The organism is Streptomyces sp. NEAU-174 (assembly GCF_052665095.1).
The window spans coordinates 509,607-529,513 of sequence record NZ_JBQTCE010000008.1 but is presented as its reverse complement, the minus strand read 5'-3'; the positions used below and the strand labels follow the sequence as shown (position 1 = coordinate 529,513).

20 protein-coding genes are annotated in these 19,907 nt (G+C 69.7%); 16 read left to right on the top strand and 4 right to left on the bottom strand.

Features of this window, described 5'->3' with window-relative positions; all coding sequences use genetic code 11:
* Positions 1–115: 115 nt before the first annotated feature.
* On the bottom strand, positions 116–1,141 hold the full coding sequence (locus ACT2CW_RS25670; protein ID WP_445518388.1) for an AsnC family transcriptional regulator: 1,026 nt from the start codon (positions 1,139–1,141) through the stop codon (positions 116–118).
* A 116-nt stretch (positions 1,142–1,257) separates the two neighbouring features.
* Here ACT2CW_RS25670 and ACT2CW_RS25665 point away from each other — a divergent pair, with 116 nt between their 5' ends.
* Positions 1,258–2,811, top strand: a complete 1,554-nt coding sequence (locus tag ACT2CW_RS25665; protein ID WP_445518387.1) for an AbgT family transporter — start codon at positions 1,258–1,260, stop codon at positions 2,809–2,811.
* A 72-nt stretch (positions 2,812–2,883) separates the two neighbouring features.
* Positions 2,884–4,056, top strand: coding sequence for a M20 family metallopeptidase (locus ACT2CW_RS25660; RefSeq protein ID WP_445518386.1), 1,173 nt, complete (start codon positions 2,884–2,886; stop codon positions 4,054–4,056).
* Between the two features lie 143 nt (positions 4,057–4,199).
* Here ACT2CW_RS25660 and ACT2CW_RS25655 read toward each other — a convergent pair whose 3' ends face one another.
* On the bottom strand, positions 4,200–4,748 hold the full coding sequence (locus ACT2CW_RS25655; protein ID WP_445518385.1) for a hypothetical protein: 549 nt from the start codon (positions 4,746–4,748) through the stop codon (positions 4,200–4,202).
* Positions 4,749–4,865: 117 nt separating this feature from the next.
* Here ACT2CW_RS25655 and hemL point away from each other — a divergent pair, with 117 nt between their 5' ends.
* The 7 genes from hemL (at position 4,866) to ccsB (ending at position 12,722) form a co-directional block, all read left to right on the top strand.
* Positions 4,866–6,182: a glutamate-1-semialdehyde 2,1-aminomutase gene (gene hemL / locus ACT2CW_RS25650; protein WP_445518384.1), complete on the top strand. Its 1,317-nt coding sequence runs from the start codon at positions 4,866–4,868 to the stop codon at positions 6,180–6,182.
* An 8-nt stretch (positions 6,183–6,190) separates the two neighbouring features.
* Positions 6,191–6,877: a histidine phosphatase family protein gene (locus ACT2CW_RS25645; RefSeq protein ID WP_182467490.1), complete on the top strand. Its 687-nt coding sequence runs from the start codon at positions 6,191–6,193 to the stop codon at positions 6,875–6,877.
* Positions 6,878–7,119: 242 nt separating this feature from the next.
* On the top strand, positions 7,120–8,307 hold the full coding sequence (locus ACT2CW_RS25640; RefSeq protein ID WP_164433331.1) for a hypothetical protein: 1,188 nt from the start codon (positions 7,120–7,122) through the stop codon (positions 8,305–8,307).
* Between the two features lie 120 nt (positions 8,308–8,427).
* Positions 8,428–9,045 (top strand): TlpA family protein disulfide reductase, encoded by a 618-nt coding sequence (locus ACT2CW_RS25635; RefSeq protein WP_445518383.1) that lies wholly within the window; start codon positions 8,428–8,430, stop codon positions 9,043–9,045.
* 6 nt (positions 9,046–9,051) lie between these two features.
* On the top strand, positions 9,052–9,816 hold the full coding sequence (locus ACT2CW_RS25630; RefSeq protein WP_164433327.1) for a cytochrome c biogenesis CcdA family protein: 765 nt from the start codon (positions 9,052–9,054) through the stop codon (positions 9,814–9,816).
* 3 nt (positions 9,817–9,819) lie between these two features.
* Positions 9,820–11,631 carry a cytochrome c biogenesis protein ResB gene (gene resB / locus ACT2CW_RS25625; protein WP_445518382.1) on the top strand — a complete coding sequence of 604 codons (1,812 nt, stop codon included), beginning with the start codon at positions 9,820–9,822 and terminating at the stop codon, positions 11,629–11,631.
* Positions 11,628–12,722 (top strand): c-type cytochrome biogenesis protein CcsB, encoded by a 1,095-nt coding sequence (gene ccsB / locus ACT2CW_RS25620; RefSeq protein ID WP_182467486.1) that lies wholly within the window; start codon positions 11,628–11,630, stop codon positions 12,720–12,722. Before resB ends, ccsB begins: the two co-directional genes overlap by 4 nt.
* Before the next feature lie 85 nt (positions 12,723–12,807).
* Here the strand turns inward: ccsB and ACT2CW_RS25615 are convergent, their stop codons facing one another.
* The gene (locus ACT2CW_RS25615; protein ID WP_445518381.1) at positions 12,808–13,302 is read right to left on the bottom strand and encodes a PLD nuclease N-terminal domain-containing protein; all 495 of its coding nucleotides are present in this window, start codon (positions 13,300–13,302) and stop codon (positions 12,808–12,810) included.
* A 91-nt stretch (positions 13,303–13,393) separates the two neighbouring features.
* On the opposite strand from ACT2CW_RS25615, the gene ACT2CW_RS25610 reads away from it, so the two are divergent.
* From ACT2CW_RS25610 to ACT2CW_RS25600, 3 genes are all read left to right on the top strand, one after another.
* Positions 13,394–14,845, top strand: coding sequence for a menaquinone biosynthesis decarboxylase (locus tag ACT2CW_RS25610; protein ID WP_164433321.1), 1,452 nt, complete (start codon positions 13,394–13,396; stop codon positions 14,843–14,845).
* A complete protein-coding gene (mqnP, locus tag ACT2CW_RS25605) occupies positions 14,842–15,765 on the top strand; it encodes a menaquinone biosynthesis prenyltransferase MqnP (protein ID WP_164433319.1) in 924 nt (307 codons plus the stop codon). The genes ACT2CW_RS25610 and mqnP overlap by 4 nt, the downstream gene beginning before the upstream one ends.
* Positions 15,766–15,846: 81 nt before the next feature.
* Entirely contained in the window at positions 15,847–16,521 is a 675-nt protein-coding gene (locus ACT2CW_RS25600) for a UbiX family flavin prenyltransferase (protein ID WP_138915985.1), read from the top strand.
* 11 nt (positions 16,522–16,532) lie between these two features.
* Here the strand turns inward: ACT2CW_RS25600 and ACT2CW_RS25595 are convergent, their stop codons facing one another.
* Complete coding sequence (locus ACT2CW_RS25595) at positions 16,533–16,709, bottom strand: hypothetical protein (RefSeq protein ID WP_166484023.1); 177 nt, start codon at positions 16,707–16,709, stop codon at positions 16,533–16,535.
* Positions 16,710–16,821: 112 nt separating this feature from the next.
* Here ACT2CW_RS25595 and ACT2CW_RS25590 point away from each other — a divergent pair, with 112 nt between their 5' ends.
* The 4 genes from ACT2CW_RS25590 to ACT2CW_RS25575 all read left to right on the top strand — a co-directional run bounded on the left by ACT2CW_RS25590 (position 16,822) and on the right by ACT2CW_RS25575 (position 19,884).
* Entirely contained in the window at positions 16,822–17,283 is a 462-nt protein-coding gene (locus ACT2CW_RS25590) for an Lrp/AsnC family transcriptional regulator (RefSeq protein ID WP_020869409.1), read from the top strand.
* Between the two features lie 46 nt (positions 17,284–17,329).
* A complete protein-coding gene (gene mqnE, locus ACT2CW_RS25585) occupies positions 17,330–18,508 on the top strand; it encodes an aminofutalosine synthase MqnE (RefSeq protein ID WP_164433317.1) in 1,179 nt (392 codons plus the stop codon).
* Positions 18,509–18,571: 63 nt separating this feature from the next.
* On the top strand, positions 18,572–19,231 hold the full coding sequence (locus ACT2CW_RS25580; protein WP_445518380.1) for a UdgX family uracil-DNA binding protein: 660 nt from the start codon (positions 18,572–18,574) through the stop codon (positions 19,229–19,231).
* 128 nt (positions 19,232–19,359) lie between these two features.
* A complete protein-coding gene (locus ACT2CW_RS25575) occupies positions 19,360–19,884 on the top strand; it encodes a GNAT family N-acetyltransferase (protein ID WP_182467896.1) in 525 nt (174 codons plus the stop codon).
* Positions 19,885–19,907: the final 23 nt, after the last annotated feature.

Sequence of the window (19,907 nt, the reverse complement as noted above, 5' to 3'; positions counted from 1 at the left end):
GGGCCCGCCCAGGGTTGGCCCAGGGTTGGCCCAGGGGCCGCCCAGGGTCGGCCCATGACGACGTCGACCACATCCCGATGTGGCCTTACCGCGCGGGCAGTTGAGCCCCGGTGATCTACAGCAGTGTCGGCGCGTGGAACTCCCCGAGCCCCGAGAGCAGGTCCCGGTCCAGCCAGTAGCGCCGAGGCTCGGCCAGCATGACGTCGACGCTGACGCCGAGGATGCCGGGGATCGTGGCGAGCTCGTTGTCTATGAAGACTGCCAGCGCGGAGCGGTCGGTGACCATGCCGGAGCACAGGACGGACAGGTCGCTGGCGACGTGGACGGCGAGCCGGGTCTGGGGGAACTGGTCGAGGCGGCGCATGACGTCGGGGGTCTGGCCAGGCGCGACCCGCAGGCGTAGCACGAAGGAGGTCTGGAAGCCCAGCCACTCCGACACCACCTCCAGCCGGGGTTTGACCCATCGCTCGTCGAGGACCCGGCGCACAACGCGGTGCGCGGTGGAGGTGGCGAGACCGGCGGCTCGGGCGATGCTCGCGGAAGACGCCCGGCCGTCCCGTATCAGCTGGGCGACCACGGTGCGTTCGGCCTCGCTGAGGGGTTTGGCGGGGGGTGTCGCGGTCGCGGTCCCTTCGGGGTGGGCGCCGGCGAGCTTCAGCAGGTCGGCCCGTTCGGTGTCGGTCAGGAATTGGGGGTCCCAGGCGATGCCCCGGCGCAGGGTGCGGAGCGCGGGCAGGGCGTTGACGCGGCGCACCCCGGCGATCGAGAACATCCGGTCGATGGCCTCGCTGGTCGCCGCCTCGGAAGGGGCGTGGACGACGGTGTAGAGCGGGTAGCCCCCGGAGATCTGCGCGAGGAGCTGCAAGTGGGGGAGCGCGCGGAGCCGGTCGAGGACGGCGAGCGGGGTTTCGCCGGTGATGTCCAGGAAGACGTGGACCGGCATCGCCGTGGAGTGCATACCCCAGTCGGCCTGCCCGATCACGCGGACCATCCGGGCCTCGTACAGCCGGTCGAAGCGGCGTTTGAGGGTGCTTGCGTCGGCGGACAGGATCGCACCGATGTCGTCCCAGGTGGCCCGGGGCGCCAGGTGAAGCGCCCCGATGAGGCGCCGGTCGAGCTCGTCGAGCAGAGGGCGAGTCATGTTCCTACACATTAGACTGCTACTTAATCCCAATGTTACTTCCTAGGTCTAGTGAATCTCCCATAGCGCTGCGATGGTTTGCGGGAACGTCCCCCTCATGTGTGAAGAGGTAGGCCATGAGTGCCACCGCGACCGAACCCCAGCCGACCGAGCCCCCCTCGAGAGTCCTGCGCGCCGCGTTCCGAGGTTTCGCGGCGATCGAGAGAGTTGGCAACAAACTGCCCAATCCCTTCTGGCTGTTCTGGATACTTGCCGGGGTCGTCGCCGTCCTCAGCGCCGTGCTGGCGGCGAATGGCGTCAGCGCCGTGAACCCCGGGACGCACGAGACCCTGAAGGTGCAGAGCCTGCTCAGCCAGGCCGGGCTCACGACGATGGTCGAAGGGGCCGTCGACAACTTCGCGGCCTTTCCGCCGCTGGGCACGATCCTCATCGTGGGCTTCGGCATCGCCGTAGCCGAGGCGAGCGGGCTGTTCACGACCCTGCTGCGCCGCATGGTCGCCCGGGTGCCCGGCAGGTACCTCACCTTCGCCCTGTCGATGACGGCGATGGTCGCCCACGTCGCCGGCGACGCCGCCTACGTCACTCTCATCCCGCTCGGCGCGCTCATCTACCGCGCGGCGGGCCGCAGCCCGGTGCTCGGCTGCATCGTCGCCTACGTCTCCATCTCCGCCGGCTACGACGCCTCGCCGTCCCTCACCACGACCGACACCTTGCTGTCGTCGATCTCCACCGCCGCCGCCCGCACCATCGACTCCCACTACACCGTCACCCCGGTGGCCAACTACTTCTTCGCACTCGCCTCCTCCGTCCTGGTCGCCCTGGTGATCACCCTCGTCGTCGACAAGGTCATCGCCAAGCGCTCGGACCTGGACCCCGATGAGCCGGTCACCGCGCTGAGCGCCGCCGAAGTCAAGGCGATGGAGGTCACCCCGGAGCAGCGCCGCGCGCTGCGCCTCACCGGACTGGTCGCCCTGGGCTTCGTCGCGCTGCTCGTGGCGGCCATGATCCCGGCGTCCTCACCGCTGCGCGGCAAGGGCGGCTCCCTCGTCGAGTCGCTGGTGGTCTCGGGCATGTCGCTGGTGCTGTGCGTGTTCTTCACCCTGGTCGGCTGGGTCTACGGCCGGGCGGCCGGTACCTTCCGCGCCGCCCGCGACATCGTCGAAGCCCTGGCCGAGGGCACCCGCACCTACGCCCCGATCCTCGTCCTGTTCTTCGCGATCTCCCAGTTCCTCGCCTACTTCAAGTGGACGAACATCGGCGACATCCTCGCCATCAAAGGCGCGGAGACCTTGAAGGACCTTCAGCTGAACGGCTGGACCGTACTGGTCGGCGTCGCCGTGCTGATCACCTTCATGAACCTCGTCATCACCAGCGGCTCCGCCCTGTGGGCGCTGGCAGCACCCGTCATCGTGCCCATGCTGATGCTCGTCGGCATCGAACCGGAGACCACGCAGGCCATCTACCGCGTCGCCGACTCGGTCACCAACTGCGTCACCCCGATGAGTCCGTACTTCGCGATGGCCCTCGGCTTCATCCAGCAGTACCGGAAGTCCGCCGGCATCGGCACGCTGGCCTCCTTCACCATCCCGATAGCCGCCGTGGTCTGGATCGTCTGGGTCGCCTTCTTCGTCGTCTGGTACCTGCTCCGGATCCCCCTCGGCGTCAGCTGACCCCGTCCCCGGCGAACGAACCCATCCCCACCGAACAACGCCACCTCCCATCTTCGTACGAGAAAGCCGGTCATGACCACATCGCCCACCCCCGCCCTCACCGCCCGCGCCCAGGAGGTTTCGCCGGAGATCGTCACCGACATCCTGAGCCTCGTCCGCCAAGAGACCGGCAGCTACGACCTCTCCGGCCTCGCGGCGGGCCTGGACCTCCTGCGGGAACTGGCCGTCCACCGGCTCGGGCCGCCCGACCACGAGCACCGTTACCCCGGCGGCGAGTACGGCGACACCCTCACCCTGACCTACACCGGCACCGGCACCGGGCACGTCGCGCTCGTCGGCCACTACGACACCGTATGGCCGACCGGCACCCTCGCCGGCTGGGAACAGCCGGCGACGGACGGCAGGGAGAAGGTCAGCGGACCGGGCATCTTCGACATGAAGACCGGCCTGGCCCAGGGCATCTGGGCGCTGAAGCTGGCAAGGGAGACCGGCACACCCCTCCCCACCGTCACCTTTCTCTTCAACGGCGACGAGGAGATCGGCTCCCTCTCCTCCCGTCCGGTGATCGAGGAGGTGGCACGGAAGGTCGACGTCACGCTGGTGCTGGAGCCGACCGCGCACGGTGCCGTCAAGACCGCCCGCAAGGGCTCCGGGATCTTCCAGGCCACCGCCACCGGCATCGAGGCGCACGCCGGGCTCGCGCCTCAGGACGGGGCGAGCGCGATCACCGCGCTGGCCGAGTTCGTCCTCGCCGCCGCGGCCATGGCCGCCCCCGAGAGGGGCACCACGATCAACACCGGGCTCATCAAGGGCGGCAGCGCCACCAACGTCGTCGCCGGGCAGGCCACCGCCGGCATCGACATCCGGGTCACCAGCCAGGCCGAGCAGGACCGTGTCGACGCCGAGTTCGACGCCATCAAGGTCAGCGACCCCCGCGTGGCCATCGACATCGTCCGCGACTGGAACCGGCCGCCGATGACCCTGAACGCCGCCTCCGTCCCGCTTCTCGGCCTCGCCCGTGAGGTCGCCCGTGAACAGGGCCGCGACCTGGCCGACACCGCGGTCGGCGGCGCCAGCGACGCCAACTTCGTCGCCGCCCTCGGGCTGCCGGTGCTGTGCGGCATGGGCGCGGTCGGCGACGGTGCCCACGCCCAGGGCGAGTTCATCTACCCCGACACCGTGCCCGCCCAGACGGCACTCGTCGCCGGATTGCTGGAACGACTGGCACAGCCACTGCGCGGCTGAACGCCGCGACGACGAACACCCGACGGCGAGGGCACTTCAGTGCCCTCGCCCGGACCCATATGCCCTGGCCGCCTGATGCTCCCTCCCGGCATATGACGAGGGCGGAGCCCGAAAGCTCCGCCCGCCATCTACGAAACCCCAGGTCAGGGCCAGACGAGGCAGTACGGCTGGTGCCCCGCCTCGTGCAGCCGGTGGCTGAAGTCCTGCCACTCGTGCAGCAGTTGATAGACCGTGAAGGCGTCCCGGGGGCCGCCGCGGTCGGGGACCGTGGACCAGATGAAGGCCGCGGCGCCCACGGCCTCCTCGCCCACGCCGCGCAGCGGATCCACGGCGGTCATCGGGAGCTTGACGACGGCGTAATCCGGGTGCAGGACGACCAGTTCGAGCGGGGGGACCTTGTGGAGCGGGACGCCCTCGATACCGGTGAGGACCATCGCCGCCACCGTCTCCGGCTTGATCTTCGTGAACATGCCGTGGCCGAGCTCGTCGCCGCCGAGCTCCTCGGGGCGCATGGAGATGGGGACCCTGGCCGCGGTGGCGCCGTCCGGCGCACCGAAGTACTTGTAGGTCACCCCCATGCGGCCCCCGCTTCTGCCTGCCCTGCCCGCCTCGCCCCGCCGATGGCGTCCGGGCCGGGCACGCTCGGGGCCTCGGTCGTCAGTCCCTTCACCCAGTTCGCCACCGCGATGCATATCTCCACCCGACCACTCGCGGCCACTACCGCGCAACCCGATCTCTGTTCACAGAGACCTCCCCCACCATAGAGCTGTGAAACGCCCGGCCGCGGGAGTACGTCCGCCTCTGACAACATGGCTTGTGTGAGCTATCCGTACGCAGCCCCAGTTTCGCAGACGCTTTTCGATCGCGCGGCCGCCGTGACGCCCGGCGGCGTGAATTCTCCGGTGCGGGCGTTCCGCGCCGTGGGAGGTACGCCCCGCTTCATGGTGTCCGGGGACGGTCCGTACCTCACCGACGCCGACGGACGCGAGTACGTGGACCTCGTGTGCTCGTGGGGACCGATGATCCTCGGCCATTCCCACCCCGAGGTCACCGCGGCCGTGCAGGCCGCCGTCGCCCGCGGTACGTCGTTCGGCACGCCGGGGGAGGGCGAGGTCGAGCTCGCCGAGGAGATCGTGGCGCGGGTCGCCCCGGTCGAGCAGGTGCGCCTGGTGTCGTCCGGCACCGAGGCGACGATGTCGGCGATCCGGCTGGCCCGTGGGTTCACCGGGCGGTCGAAGGTGATCAAGTTCGCCGGTTGCTACCACGGGCATGTGGACGCCCTGCTGGCCGCGGCCGGGTCCGGGGTGGCGACCTTCGGGCTGCCGGACACTCCGGGGGTGACGGGAGCGCAGGCGGGGGAGACCGTGGTGCTGCCGTACAACGACCTGGAGGCGGTCCGGGCGGCCTTCGCCGCGCACCCCGGGGAGATCGCCTGTGTGATCACCGAGGCGTCGCCGGGCAACATGGGCGTGGTGCCGCCGCTGCCCGGGTTCAACGCGGGCCTCAAGCAGCTCTGCGCCGAGCATGGCGCGCTCTACATCTCCGACGAGGTCATGACCGGCTTCCGGGTCTCCAGGGCCGGGTGGTTCGGGCTGGACGGCGTGGAGCCGGACCTGATGACCTTCGGCAAGGTCATGGGCGGTGGCTTCCCGGCCGCGGCCTTCGGCGGGCGCGCCGACGTCATGGAGCGGCTGGCCCCGGCCGGCCCGGTCTACCAGGCGGGCACCCTGTCCGGGAACCCGGTCGCCACGGCTGCGGGCGTCGCCCAGCTGCGGCTGCTGGACGACGCGGCGTACGGACTGGTCGACGCGGCGTCCGAGCGGCTGCGGGCCATGGTGACGGAGGCGCTCTCCAAGGAGGGCGTGGCGCACCGGGTGCAGGCCGCGGGCAACATGTTCACGGTCTTCTTCACCGCCGACGAGGTCACCGACTACGCGAAGGCCAAGGCGCAGGAGGCGTTCCGCTTCACCGCCTTCTTCCATTCGATGCTGTCCCAGGGCGTCTACCTCCCGCCGTCCGCCTTCGAGTCGTGGTTCGTCTCCACGACGCACGACGAGAAGGCGCTGGAGCGGGTGGCGGCGGCTCTGCCGGGGGCGGCGCGGGCCGCCGCCGAGGCCACTGAATGATGGGTGACATGACACAGAGCGAGAACGACATCACCGTCGTCCATGTGATGCGCCACGGCGAGGTCCACAACCCGGAGGGGGTGCTCTACGGCAGGCTGCCCGGCTACCACCTCTCCGAGCTGGGGCGGCAGATGGCCGACCGGGTCGCCGAGCACCTCGCCGACCGTGACATCACCCATGTGGTCGCCTCCCCGCTGGAGCGGGCGCAGGAGACGGCGGCGCCGATCGCCAAGGCGCACGGCCTGGACGTGGCCTCGGACGAGCGGCTGATCGAGGCGGCCAACGTCTTCCAGGGCAAGACCTTCGGGGTCGGCGACGGCGCGCTGCGCAAACCGGGCAACTGGCGTCATCTCACCAACCCGTTCCGCCCGTCCTGGGGTGAGCCCTATGTCGACCAGGTGGTGCGGATGATGGCGGCGCTGGGCCGGGCGCGGGACACCGCGCGCGGGCACGAGGCGGTGTGCGTCAGCCATCAGCTGCCGATCTGGATCGTGCGCAGCTTCGTGGAGCGGCGGCGGCTGTGGCACGACCCGCGCAGGCGGCAGTGCACGCTGGCCAGCCTCACCAGCTTCACCTTCCGCGGCGACCGGATCGTCTCGGTGGGCTACAGCGAACCGGCCCGTGATCTCGTTCCGCCTCATCTGCGCGCGGGCGCCAAGCCGGTGAAGGGGGCCGCCAAGGGCTACGGCGCCTGAGCGGTGCGCCCGGCCGCGGCCGGGTCGGGGGTGCGGGCCGCCTGTGTGCGGCCCGCTATGTTCGTGACGGGCACATGGCCGTGGGGTGACCGCTGGGGCATGCGGTGTGCCACCGAATGGAGACATTGTGTCCGCCGTGTAATTGACCGCGTTCTTTCGGAACCTCGCTATTCGCCTCGCCATCTCCAGGGTTGTCCGGACACCCCGGGCAATCAGAACGGCGAGTGCGAATTGAGGACGTTATGCGTGAGGTCAGCCGGAGGGGGATCCTCGGTCTTGGTATGGGAGCGGCGGCATCACTGGCCGTCGCCGGCTGTTCCTCGGGGTCCGGATCCGGTACGCCGAAGCCCTCGAAGACGACCCAGGCGAAGCCGATCGGTGACGGCTCCACTTCGCACGGTGAGCGGCGTAAGGAGGCCCCGAAGCCGGAGCGGCTGGAACCGGGGCAGAAGCCGCCGCAGTTCGTGGTGTTCTCGTGGGACGGTGCGGGAGAGGTCGGTAACGGTCTCTTCCCGCGATTCCGCAAGCTGGCCGAGGACCACGGCGCGACCATGACCTTCTTCCTCTCCGGCATCTACTGCCTTCCGGAGTCGAAGAAGTCGCTCTACCGGCCGCCGAACAACCCGGTGGGCGCCTCCGACATCGGCTATCTCACCGATGACCACATCAAGGCCACGCTGCGGAACGTGCGCGAGGCGTGGCTCGAGGGCCATGAGATCGGCACCCATTTCAATGGCCACTTCTGCTCCGGAAGCGGCTCGGTGGAGAACTGGACGTCCGCGCAGTGGAAGTCCGAGATCGACCAGGCCATGTCCTTCGTCACGGAGTGGAAGACGAATACGCGCTTCACCGATGTGGATCCGCTGCCCTTCGATTACCACAAGGAGCTCATCGGCGGCCGCACGCCATGTCTGAAGGGGCAGACCAATTTGCTGCCGACCGCCCGGGAGCTCGGCTGGCGCTATGACGCCAGTTCGCCGGGCGGACTTCAGGTGTGGCCGTCGAAGAAGCAGGGTGTGTGGGACTTCCCGCTTCAGCAGATTCCCTTTCCCGGGCACTCCTTCGAGGTGCTCTCGATGGACTACAACATCCTGGCGAACCAGTCGAAGAATTCCACCAATGCGCCGCCCGCGAACTACCCGGGCTGGCGCAAGCAGGCCGCCGAGGCGTACATAGCCGGTTTCAAGCGGGCCTATGAGACCAATCGCGCCCCGTTCTTCATCGGAAACCACTTCGAGCAGTGGAACGGCGGTATCTATATGGACGCCGTCGAGGAGGCGCTCAAGCACATGGCCGACGAGCGGCACAAGGACGTCCGGCTGGTCTCCTTCAAGCAGCTCACCGACTGGCTGGACGCACAGGACCCCGCGGTCCTGGCCGATCTGCGCGGGCTCGGCGTGGGCCAGGCGTGGAGCGCGAACGGCGGCTGAGGGCGCCGGTGGGCGCGGGGCGCACCAGGGGCGAGTCGGGCGCGGGGCCCCGCGGGGCCTGGCGGGATGCCCGGAGGGGGGTGGCGAAGATCCCCAAAAGGGCCATGCGAAACTTTTCACATGAGTGCCTGCCGTGCCCCTCGGGGCCTCGCGACCCGTCGTCGCGCAACCGTGCTGGCCGTCGGGGCCACGGTTGCCGCGCTGTCCCTGACCGCCTGCGGCGGGGGCGGCACCTCGGGCGGCTCCGCCGACACCAAGTTCGTCCAGGGCAAGGGCGGCGTGGACACCGTCGCCAAGGAGAACCGCAAGGACGCGCCCCAGCTCTCGGGCAAGAGCCTGGAGGGCAAGCCGCTGGACGTGGCGGACTACAAGGGCAAGATCGTGGTCCTCAACGTCTGGGGCTCCTGGTGCGCCCCCTGCCGGGCCGAGGCGTCGAACCTCGCCAAGGTGGCCAAGGACACCAAGGCCAAGGGCGTGCAGTTCATCGGGATCAACACCCGTGACTCCAACCGCGCTCCCGCGATCAGGTTCGAGAAGGAATACGGCGTCGACTATCCGAGTCTGTACGACCCGATCGGGAAGCTCATGCTGCGCTTCCCCAAGGGGAGCCTCAACCCGCAGGCCATCCCCTCGACGATCGTGCTGGACCGGGAGGGCAGGATCGCGGCCCGCGCTCTGACGCCGCTCAGCGAGGAGCGCCTGCGCACCATGGTCAACCCGCTGATCGCGGAGAAGTGACCTTCCGTGAACACGCTGGCCGCCGCGACCGATCCCAACCAGACCGTCCTGACCGGGGCGCTGCTGCTGGCGCTTCCGGTCGCCCTGCTCGGCGGACTGGTCTCCTTCTTCTCCCCCTGTGTGCTGCCGCTTGTACCCGGCTATATGTCGTACGTCACAGGGGTTACGGGCACGGATCTGGCCGAGGCCAAGCGCGGCCGGATGGTCGCGGGCGCCTCGCTCTTCGTGCTCGGCTTCACCGCGGTCTTCGTCTCCGGGGGCGCGCTCTTCGGCAACTTCGGCTGGACGCTCCAGGAGCACAAGGAGACCATCTCCAAGGTCCTCGGGGTCGTCACGATCGTGATGGGCCTCGCCTTCATGGGGGTGCTGGGGGGCTTCGGACAGCGGGAGTTCCGCTTCCACATCAAGCCCACGCTGGGGCTCGCGGGGGCGCCGGTGCTGGGCGCCCTGTTCGGCGTCGGCTGGACGCCGTGCCTGGGGCCGACGCTCACCGCCGTCAACGCCCTGGCGTTCAATGAGGCGAGCGCGGGGCGCGGGGCCCTGCTCACCGCCGCGTACTGCGTGGGGCTCGGGCTGCCGTTCGTGGTGGTCGCCGTGGCCTACCGCCGGGCGCTGGGTGCCTTCGGCTGGGTGAAGCGGCACTACGTCTGGGTGATGCGAGCCGGGGGCGGCATGCTCGTCGCTCTGGGGGTGCTGCTGCTCACAGGTGTCTGGGACACCATGATGGGCTCCATGCAGACCTGGGCTCAGGGCTTCAACGTTGGGATCTGATCGATGTCCACCACCGATACCGACACCGCGGCCGGCAAGGAGGCCGGCACGCCGCCCGAGGGTGGCGCGACCGCCGAGGAGCGCGAGCTCGGCGCCGCGGGGTCGCAGCTGTCCACCGCCCCGGCCGAGGAGATCAACGTCCCCTCGCTGGGGCCGCTCGGCTGGGCCCGGTGGTTCTGGCGGCAGCTGACCTCGATGCGGGTGGCGCTGCTGCTGCTCCTGCTGCTCACCCTCGCCACGATCCCCGGCTCGCTGGTCCCGCAGACCAGCATCGACCAGCTCAAGGTGCAGGACTTCCAGAAGCGGCACGAGACGCTCACCCCGATCTACGAGAAGCTCCAGCTGTTCCACGTCTACAGCTCGGTGTGGTTCTCGGCGATCTACCTCCTGCTGTTCATCTCGCTCATCGGCTGCATCGTGCCGCGCACCTGGCAGTTCATCGGCCAGCTGCGCGGCCGCCCGCCGGCCGCGCCGCGCCGGCTGACCCGGCTTCCCGCGTACACCACCTGGCGCAGTGAGGCCGAGCCCGAGCAGGTGCTGGCGGCCGCCCGGAAGATCATGAAGGGGCGCCGCTTCCGCATCGAGACCTCGGGTGACGCGGTGGCCGCGGAGAAGGGCTATCTGCGCGAGGTGGGCAATCTGCTCTTCCATACCGCGTTGATCGTGCTGCTGGTGTCCTTCGCCGCCGGGCAGCTGTGGAAGACCGAGGGCAGCAGCCTGATCACCGAGGGCGGCGGCTTCTCCAACAGCCTCACCCAGTACGACGACATCAAGACGGGGCAGTTGTTCAACAGCGACGACCTCGCCCCCTTCGGCTTCCAGCTGGACCGCTTCACCGCGACCTATGAACGCAGCGGTCCGCAGATGCGCACCCCGCGCACCTTCCGCGCCGATGTGAGCTACTGGGACGGCGCGGACGGCGCCAGCCACAAGACCTCGATCAAGGTGAACGAGCCGCTGGAGATCGCGGGCTACAAGGTCTTCCTGCTGAACCACGGCTACTCGCCGGTCGTCACCATCCGGGACGGCAAGGGCGATGTGGTGCACCAGGGCCCGGTGGTCGGCCTGCCGATCGACGGGGCCAACCTCACCGAGAGCATGGTCATCAAGGTCCCGGACTATCGGGACAAGAACGGCAAGAAGGATCAAATCGGCTTCCAGGGGCAGTTCCTGCCGACCTGGGTGCGCAGCAAGGGCATGTTCTCCGTCTTCCCGGCGCTGGACAACCCGACGCTGGTCCTGACCGCCTACCACGGCAGCCTCGGTGTGGACGGCGGCACTCCGCAGAGCGTGTACCAGCTGGACAAGTCGCGGATGAAGCAGTTCCTGGAGCCCGACGGCAAGACCAAGTTCGCCCGGGCGCTCAAGGTCGGCGACACCATGAAGCTGCCGAACGGCGCCGGAACGCTGTCGTTCGACGGCGTCAAGGAATGGGCCAGCTTCCAGATCTCGCACAAGCCGGGTGACCAGGGCGCCCTCATCGGTGCCGTGGCCGCCCTGGTGGGCCTGGCCGCCTCCCTGTTCATCCAGCGCCGCCGGGTGTGGGTGCGCGCGGTGCGGGGCGACGACGGCACCACCGTGGTCGAGATGGCGGGGCTCGGCCGCAGTGAGTACGCCAAGCTGCCCGAAGAACTCGCCGATCTGGCCGTCCGTCTCCAGACGGACGCACCCCCGGCCCCGGAAGCGGAACCCGACCCGGAGCCCGGCCGGAACTCCACCGAGGACTCCGCCAAGGAATCCACCGAGGACTCCGCCTCGGAATCCGCATCCGACACCGCAGATCCCGCAGATCCTGCCGAAGGAGCGCGCGCGTGAACCTCGCCGCCGAAGTCAACGAGAACCTGGCTCATTACAGCAACGTGCTGATCTACTCGGCGATGGCGGTCTACACCCTCGCCTTCCTGGCGCATATCGCCGAGTGGGTGTTCGGCAGCCGCAGCGCCGTCGGCCGCACCGCCGCCGCGATCACCGCCGAATCCGAGGCCGCCCAGCGCGCCAAGGTGACCGTGCGGGTCGGCGGGCAGGGCGGTGGCACCGCCGTCCTGGAGCGACCGAAGATCGTCACCCGCTCCGCGGCGGGCAGCCGCGACGTCCCGGACGGGCCGGGCGCCGCGGGCGGCACCGAACAGGGCGATGTGTACGGCCGGATCGCGGTCGGCCTGACCGTACTGGCCTTCCTCTTTCATGCCGTGGGTGTCCTCTTCCGCGCGCTGTCGGTGCGGCGGGCGCCGTGGGGCAACATGTACGAGTTCTCCACGACCTTCGCCATGGTCGCGGTGGCCACATACCTGGTGCTGCTGGCGCTGAAGAAGAATGTGCGCTGGATCGGGCTGCCCCTCGTCACCACGGTCCTCCTCGACCTCGGTCTCGCCGTCTCTGTCTTGTACACCGCGAGCGACCAATTGGTTCCGGCCCTGCACTCGTACTGGCTGTGGATCCACGTCAGCTGCGCGATCGTCTCCGGCGCCTCGCTCTACATCGGGGCCGTCGCCACGCTGCTCTACCTCTTCCGCGACCGCTACGAGGTCCAGCTGGAGAACCCGGAGGGCAAGCAGTTCGGCCGGTTCGCCAAGTCCGTTCTGGAGCGGGTGCCCTCGGCGGCGTCGCTGGACAAGTTCGCGTACCGCATCAACGCCACGATCTTCCCGCTGTGGACTTTCACGATCATCGCGGGCGCGATCTGGGCCGAGGCCGCCTGGGGCCGCTACTGGGGCTGGGACCCCAAGGAGGTCTGGTCCTTCATCACCTGGGTCGCCTACGCCTGCTACCTGCACGCCCGCGCCACCGCCGGCTGGAAGGGCCGCAAGGCCGCCTACCTCGCGCTGATCGCCTTCGGCTGCTACCTGTTCAACTACTACGGCGTCAACATCTTCATCACCGGCAAGCACTCCTACGCCGGGGTCTGACACCGCACAACGCGACGGCCGGTTCCCCCGACCCATGTCGGGGGAACCGGCCGTTGTCGCGCTTCTCCGGCCGCCTGGCCGCTCCTCAGGACGCGGCCGGCGGGGTGTCCTCCGGACCCGACCCGGAGCCGGAACCGGAACCCGAACCGGAGCCCGGCCCCTCGCCCTTGCGGCGCAGCTCCTCCTCGCGGCGGCGGAGGTCGGCCTCCCAGTCCCTCAGCCGCTCCTCGTCGCTCTCGCGGTCGCCGGGCGTGTCGGCCGGTCCGTCCCCGTCGTCCTTACGGCCCTTGTCGTTGAGGGACTTGAGGAACTCGGGGTTGTCGTCCGGCGCGACCCAGCCGCCCCCGCCCCTGCCGCCGCCCGTGCCCCGGACGCCGGGCCGGCCGGCGCCTCCGGGGACGGCGCGCTTGCGTCCCGTGATCAGCCAGGAGACGGAGCCCACGATGGGGAACAGCAGGACGAGGATCGCCCAGATGGGCTTGGGGAGATAGCGGATGTCCTGTTCGTCGGTGGTGATGCAGTCGATGAACGCGTAGATGCTCAGTGCCAGCGGCACCAGGATCATCAGCACCCGTAGCATGAGGCGATTCCCCCCTGCGTGTGGTGTTCGGGGCGGTGGCTCGGGCCCCCAGTTACGGGACCAGGGTAGTGCGTACCGGATACTGGGACGTATGGCTTATGACGATCTTCGTTCCTTTCTGCGGGCGCTCGACAGGGAAGGCGACCTCAAGAGGGTCAGGGCCGAGGTCGATCCCCATCTCGAGGTCGGGGAGATCGTCGACAGGGTCAACAAGGCGGGCGGCCCCGCGCTGCTCTTCGAGAACGTCAAGGGCTCGGCGATGCCGCTGGCCATGAATGTCTTCGGCACCGACCGCCGCCTGCTGAAGGCCCTGGGACTCCGCTCGTACGACGAGATCAGCGAGAAGATCGGCGGGCTGGTCAAGCCCGAGCTGCCGCAGGGGTTCGTCGGCCTGCGCGAGGCGTTCGGGAAGCTGGGCTCGATGGCCCATGTGCCGCCGCGGAAGGTGAAGGAGGCGCCCGTCCAGGAGGTGGTCCGCACCGGCGAGGACGTCGATCTGGACCAGCTTCCGGCGCTGTTCACCTGGCCCGAGGACGGCGGGTCGTTCTTCAACCTCGGCCTGACCCACACCAAGCACCCGGAGACCGGGGTGCGCAACCTCGGCCTCTACCGCCTCCAGCGCCACGACCGCCGCACCATCGGCATGCACTGGCAGATCCACAAGGACAGCCGCAACCACTACCAAGTGGCCGCCCGGCGCGGGGAGAAGCTCCCGGTGGCGATCGCGTTCGGCGCGCCGCCCGCCGTGACCTACGCCTCGACCGCGCCGCTGCCCGGCGACATCGACGAGTACCTCTTCGCCGGGTTCCTCCAGGGCCGGCGGGTCGAGATGGTCGACTGCAAGACGGTGCCGCTCCAGGTCCCGGCGGCCGCCGAGGTCGTCATCGAGGGCTGGCTGGAGCCCGGGAAGATGCTGCCGGAGGGCCCGTTCGGCGACCACACGGGCTTCTACACGCCCCAGGAGCCGTTCCCGGCCCTGACCATCGACTGTGTGACGATGCGGCGGCGGCCGCTGCTCCAGTCGATCGTGGTGGGCCGTCCGCCGACCGAGGACGGGCCGCTGGGGAGGGCGACCGAGCGGTTCTTCCTCCCGCTGCTCAAGATCATCATCCCGGACATCGTGGACTACCACCTCCCCGAGTCCGGCGGGTTCCACAACTGCGCGATCGTCTCGATCGACAAGAAGTACCCCAAGCACGCGCAGAAGGTGATGCACGCCATCTGGGGCGCGCACATGATGTCGCTCACCAAGCTGATCGTCGTGGTCGACGCCGACTGCGATGTCCACGATCTGCACGAGGTTTCCTGGCGCGCTTTGGGGAACACCGACTACGCCCGCGATCTGACCGTGGTCGAAGGCCCCGTCGACCATCTCGACCACGCCTCGTACCAGCAGTTCTGGGGCGGTAAGGCGGGCATCGACGCCACCGCGAAATGGCCCGAGGAGGGCTATACGCGCGACGGCGGATGGCCGCGCATGGTCATGTCCGATCCGGAGACCGCCGATCGGGTGACGAAGCGATGGAAGGAGTACGGGCTGTGAGCGCCGATTCCGCGACCCCCGATCTCTTCGGCCCCGAACCGGCGCCGCCCGGCCGGGTCCGCGCCTTTCTGCGGCTGGTGATGATCGAGCACTCGGTCTTCGCGCTGCCCTTCGCCTACATCGCCGCGCTGACCGCGATGCACCTGTGGGACTCCACCGTCCACTGGACGCGGCTGCTGCTGATCACGATCGCCATGGTGGGCATGCGCACCTTCGCCATGGCCTGCAACCGGATCATCGACCGCGAGATCGACGCCCGCAATCCTCGCACCGCCGGCCGTGAGCTGGTCACCGGCGCCGTGTCGGTGCGCACCGCGTGGACCGGCGCGCTCATCGCGCTCGCCGTCTTCCTGGGCTCGGCGGCGCTCCTGAACCCGCTCTGCCTGGCGCTGGCGCCGCTCGCGGTGGTGCCGATGGTGGTCTATCCGTACGGCAAGCGGTTCACCGACTATCCGCACGCCATCCTGGGCGTGGCCCAGGCCATCGGCCCGGTCGGCGCCTGGATCGGGGTCACCGGCGAGTGGTCGTGGGACGCGGCCGTCCTGGGGCTCGCGATCGGCGTCTGGATCGGCGGCTTCGACCTGATCTACGCCTGCCAGGACGTGGCGGCCGACCGGGCGCACGGGGTGCGGTCGGTGCCGGCCCGCTTCGGCATCGCGGGCGCCCTCTACGGGGCGCGCGTCTGCCATGTGGTCACCACGGCCCTGCTGGTCTGGTACGCGCTGGCCACGGACGCCGGGGCGTTCTTCTGGGTCGGGCTGGCGATCGTCGCGGCGGCGTTCGCGTATGAGCACACCATCGTGCGGCCGGGTGATCTGTCCCGGCTGAACCGCGCCTTCTTCACGGTCAACGGCTTCATCGGGATCGCCCTGTTCTGCTGCGCGCTCCTCGACCTGGTGGTGCGGGGCCTCGGCCTGTGAGACCCGCCGGATAGGCTCGGTGACGTGGAGACGCCGCACGAGCCTTACGGGCCGCATGAGCCGTACGGGCCGCACGAAGAAGTGGGCGGGCGCCGTCCCTGGGTGGTCGGTGTGTCCGGCGCGTCCGGGACGCCGTACGCCGCCTCGGTGCTGCGCGCGCTGCTGGCGGCGGGCGAGGCGGTCGACCTGGTGGTCAGCCGGGCGTCACGGCTGACGCTGCTGGACGAGACGGGGATCGGGTTCCGGGACGCCCACTGGCGTGACGATCTGCGCCGCTGGCTGGCGCGCGGCGCGGACGGCACACCCGACGCCTTCGAGGTGCCCGCCGAGGTGGCGGACGTGTCCCACTGGTCGCCCGGGGACCTGGCGGCCGGGCCGTCCTCCGGCTCGTATCCGGCCAAGGGGATGCTGATCGTCCCGGCGAGCACCGCGTGTGTGGCCGGGGTGGCGCTCGGGCTGTCGAAGGATCTGCTCCAGCGGGCCGCGAGCGTCACGCTCAAGGAACGGCGCAAGCTCGTGGTGGCGGTGCGCGAGACACCGTTGAGCGGACAGACGCTGAAGGCTCTGGTGACGTTGGACGAGGCGGGCGCGGTGGTGCTGCCCGCCTCGCCGGCGTTCTACGCGGGGGCGACGCACATCCAGGATCTGGTGGACTTCGTCGCGGGGCGGGTGCTGGACGCGGCAGGGGTGCCGCACAAGCTGTACCGCCGGTGGGAGGGGGAGCTCGGTGGGGACCGGGACCGGGGAACGGCCTAGGGTCTGTCGCCCTAGCGGGTCCAGCGCCGCCTGGCGCGCGCGGTGCGGGCCGCGACGACGGCCGCGCGGCGGGCCGCACGGGAGACGGGCCGGTCGGTGGTACGGGCTGCACGCGAGCGGCTGGCCAGGTCCCGCAGCTCGAGCATGCGGGCCTCGAGGCCCTCGATCGTGTACACGGTGAGTCTCATCTCCTGAGGGATGGTCGATCGCCTAAAAGATTTACAGGGCTTGTGGCCCTGATGCCTTAGATTCTACATGTAATCTCGCTCAAACCTTGAATAATGGAAGGCGTACGTGCTTATGGACGCGGTGGACAGGCAGCTCATCCAGGCCCTGCGGGAGAACGGCCGGGCCTCCTACGCCGAGCTCGGCAGGCTCGTCGGCCTCTCCGGGCCCAGCGTCACGGACCGGATCAACCGCCTGGAGGCCGCCGGGGTGATCACCGGCTATCGCGCGACCGTGGACGCCGCCTCCCTGGGACTGGGCGTCACCGCGCTGATCGGCATCCAGCTCTCGGACGCCACCGACCACGAGGAGGTGGCCCACCGGCTGCGCGAGCTCGCCGAGATCGAGGACTGCTGGTTCATCGCGGGCGACGACTCGTACATGCTCAAGGTGCGCGCATCCGACGTGGACGGCCTGGAGCGGACCATCCGCCGGCTCTCCGGCACCAAGGGCGTCTCCCGCACCCGGACCACGATCGTGCTGTCCACGAAGTGGGAAAACCGGGTCGGCGAGCTTCCGGAGGACATCGAGGCGTAGTGTCGGCCAAGGCTGACATCAGCAGACGTAATGGGAGGCGACCGGGGTGACGGGGACCACACACGACGTGGGTTTCAAGAGGGAGTTGGAGCAGAAGGTCCGCGCGGGCGAGCGGCTCTCCCGGGAGGACGGCATCGCCCTCTACGAGTCCGACGATCTGGCCTGGCTGGGCGGTCTCGCCCATGAGGTGCGCACCCGTAAGAACGGCGACGTCGTGCACTTCAACGTCAACCGCCACCTCAACATGACGAACGTGTGCACCGCGTCCTGCGCGTACTGCTCCTTCCAGCGCAAGCCCGGCGAGAAGGACGCCTACACGATGCGCATCGAGGAGGCCGTCCGCCTCGCCAAGGCGATGGAGAACGAGAACCTCACCGAGCTCCACATCGTCAACGGCCTGCACCCGACCCTCCCCTGGCGCTACTACCCGCGGTCGCTCAAGGCGCTCAAGGAGGCACTTCCGCAGGTCTCCCTCAAGGCGTTCACCGCCACCGAGATCCACCACTTCGAGAAGATCTCCGGCATGCCGGCCTCGGAGATCCTCGACGAGCTGATCGACGCCGGGCTCGAGTCGCTCACCGGCGGCGGCGCCGAGATCTTCGACTGGGAGATCCGGCAGCACATCGTCGACCACGAGACCCACTGGGAGGACTGGTCGCGCATCCACCGGCTCGCGCACGAGAAGGGGCTCAAGACCCCGTGCACGATGCTCTACGGGCACATCGAGGAGCCCCGCCACCGGGTGGACCACGTGCTGCGCCTGCGTGAGCTCCAGGACGAGACCGGCGGCTTCCAGGTCTTCATCCCGCTGCGCTACCAGCACGACTTCGTGGACATGAAGGACGGCAAGATCCGCAACCGCCTCCAGGCCCGCACCACCATGGCCACCGGCGCGGAGGCGCTGAAGACCTTCGCGGTCTCGCGGCTGCTCTTCGACAACGTGCCGCACGTCAAGGTCTTCTGGGTGATGCACGGCGTGCAGACCGCGCAGCTCGCGCTCAACCACGGCGCGGACGACATGGACGGGTCGGTCGTCGAGTACAAGATCACCCACGACGCCGACGACTACGGGACGCCCAACAAGCTCACCCGTGACGACCTGCTCGACCTGATCCGGGACGCCGGGTTCCGGCCGGTGGAGCGGAACACCCGCTACGAGGTCATCCGCGAGTTCGAGGGCCCGGACCCGGCCCGCCGCGAGACCCCGCAGCCGATGCGGGTGTGATCCGTATCGCCCTCCGCCCGGCGGCCGCTGTCTGACGGCCGTCGAGCGGGGCACTCGGGGGCCATGGCCGGTACGAAGAGCCCCGAGGACGCGTACACCGCAGCCCCCTTCGTCCCGGAGGGCGCCGACCTGGGCGCGCTCCGGGAAGCGGCGGCCGGATGCCACGGCTGCCCGCTGCACCGCGACACCACGCAGACCGTCTTCGGCGCCGGGGACCCGGACGCCCGGGTCGTGCTCGTCGGCGAGCAGCCGGGCGACCAGGAGGACCGGCAGGGCAAGCCCTTCGTGGGCCCGGCGGGCAAGATCCTCGACCGGGCCCTGGACGAGGCCGGGATCGACCCGGACGAGACATACATCACCAACGCGGTCAAGCACTTCAAGTTCACCCACGTCCCCGAGCGCGGCAAGCGGCGCATCCACAAGCCGCCGAGCCTGCGCGAGCTCTCCGCCTGCGGGCCCTGGCTGGAGGCCGAGCTGGAGCTGATCGAGCCCGAGGTGGTCGTGGCGCTCGGCGCCACGGCGGGGAAGGCGCTGCTGGGCTCGTCGTTCCGGGTGACCAAGCAGCGCGGCACGCGGCTGGAGGGCGACCCGTCGGGACCGGCGCGCGGCGCCCTGATCGTCCCCACGATCCACCCCTCCGCGGTGTTGCGGGCCGATGACCGGGAGGCGGTGTACGGGGGGCTGGTGGCCGATCTGAGGGTCGCGGCGGAGGTACTGGGCTGAGCGGCCGGACCGCGGTGGCGTACGAGACCGGCCGGACGCGGTCGGGTACGAGACCGGCCGGACCGCGGCCGGGTACGGACTCGGGGCGCGCGGGGGCGCTGACAGACCCCCTGGGTATCGTCGATCGCATGCCCCTGCGCTGTGAACTCGACCCCGAGACCACCCCCGAGCTGCTCGACTCCGTCTGCGCCCTCTGGACCGACGTCTCGAACGCGGGCGGCGCCGTCGGCTTCGTACCGCCCGTGGTCAAGGACGACATACGCCCCGAGCTGATCAAGCACCTCGCCGCGATGACGGAGGGCCGGACCCGTCTGCTCCTCGGCCGCGACGAGGACGGCGCGGTGGCCGCCACCGCCTTCTTCACCTTCAACACCCACCGGCTGATGCGCCACTGGTGCTGGCTCTACACCGTGATGGTGCACCCCTCCCACCAGGGCAAGGGATACGGCCGCGCCCTTATGGCCGCCGCCGAGGACGCCGCGCGCGATATGGACGGCATCCGGGGGATACGGCTCACCTGCCGCGGCGGCACCGGGGCGGACCTCTTCTACGAGCGGTGCGGCTACAAGGAGGTCGGACGGGTGCCCGGTGCGATCAAGGTCGCGGACGACGACTTCCGGGACGACGTCACCATGTGGCTGCCGCTGAATTGATCAGAAACCGGCCGTGGTTCACT

Excerpts from the sequence above, each read along its gene's own strand:
- ACT2CW_RS25670 (WP_445518388.1), bottom strand. The coding sequence starts at position 1,141 with ATGACTCGCCCTCTGCTCGACGAGCTCGACCGGCGCCTCATCGGGGCG.
- ACT2CW_RS25665 (WP_445518387.1), top strand. The coding sequence starts at position 1,258 with ATGAGTGCCACCGCGACCGAACCCCAGCCGACCGAGCCCCCCTCGAGA.
- ACT2CW_RS25660 (WP_445518386.1), top strand. The coding sequence starts at position 2,884 with ATGACCACATCGCCCACCCCCGCCCTCACCGCCCGCGCCCAGGAGGTT.
- ACT2CW_RS25655 (WP_445518385.1), bottom strand. The coding sequence starts at position 4,748 with ATGCATCGCGGTGGCGAACTGGGTGAAGGGACTGACGACCGAGGCCCC.
- hemL (WP_445518384.1), top strand. The coding sequence starts at position 4,866 with ATGGCTTGTGTGAGCTATCCGTACGCAGCCCCAGTTTCGCAGACGCTT.
- ACT2CW_RS25645 (WP_182467490.1), top strand. The coding sequence starts at position 6,191 with ATGACACAGAGCGAGAACGACATCACCGTCGTCCATGTGATGCGCCAC.
- ACT2CW_RS25640 (WP_164433331.1), top strand. The coding sequence starts at position 7,120 with ATGCGTGAGGTCAGCCGGAGGGGGATCCTCGGTCTTGGTATGGGAGCG.
- ACT2CW_RS25635 (WP_445518383.1), top strand. The coding sequence starts at position 8,428 with ATGAGTGCCTGCCGTGCCCCTCGGGGCCTCGCGACCCGTCGTCGCGCA.
- resB (WP_445518382.1), top strand. The coding sequence starts at position 9,820 with ATGTCCACCACCGATACCGACACCGCGGCCGGCAAGGAGGCCGGCACG.
- ACT2CW_RS25615 (WP_445518381.1), bottom strand. The coding sequence starts at position 13,302 with ATGCTACGGGTGCTGATGATCCTGGTGCCGCTGGCACTGAGCATCTAC.
- ACT2CW_RS25610 (WP_164433321.1), top strand. The coding sequence starts at position 13,394 with ATGGCTTATGACGATCTTCGTTCCTTTCTGCGGGCGCTCGACAGGGAA.
- ACT2CW_RS25595 (WP_166484023.1), bottom strand. The coding sequence starts at position 16,709 with ATGAGACTCACCGTGTACACGATCGAGGGCCTCGAGGCCCGCATGCTC.
- ACT2CW_RS25590 (WP_020869409.1), top strand. The coding sequence starts at position 16,822 with ATGGACGCGGTGGACAGGCAGCTCATCCAGGCCCTGCGGGAGAACGGC.
- ACT2CW_RS25580 (WP_445518380.1), top strand. The coding sequence starts at position 18,572 with ATGGCCGGTACGAAGAGCCCCGAGGACGCGTACACCGCAGCCCCCTTC.
- ACT2CW_RS25575 (WP_182467896.1), top strand. The coding sequence starts at position 19,360 with ATGCCCCTGCGCTGTGAACTCGACCCCGAGACCACCCCCGAGCTGCTC.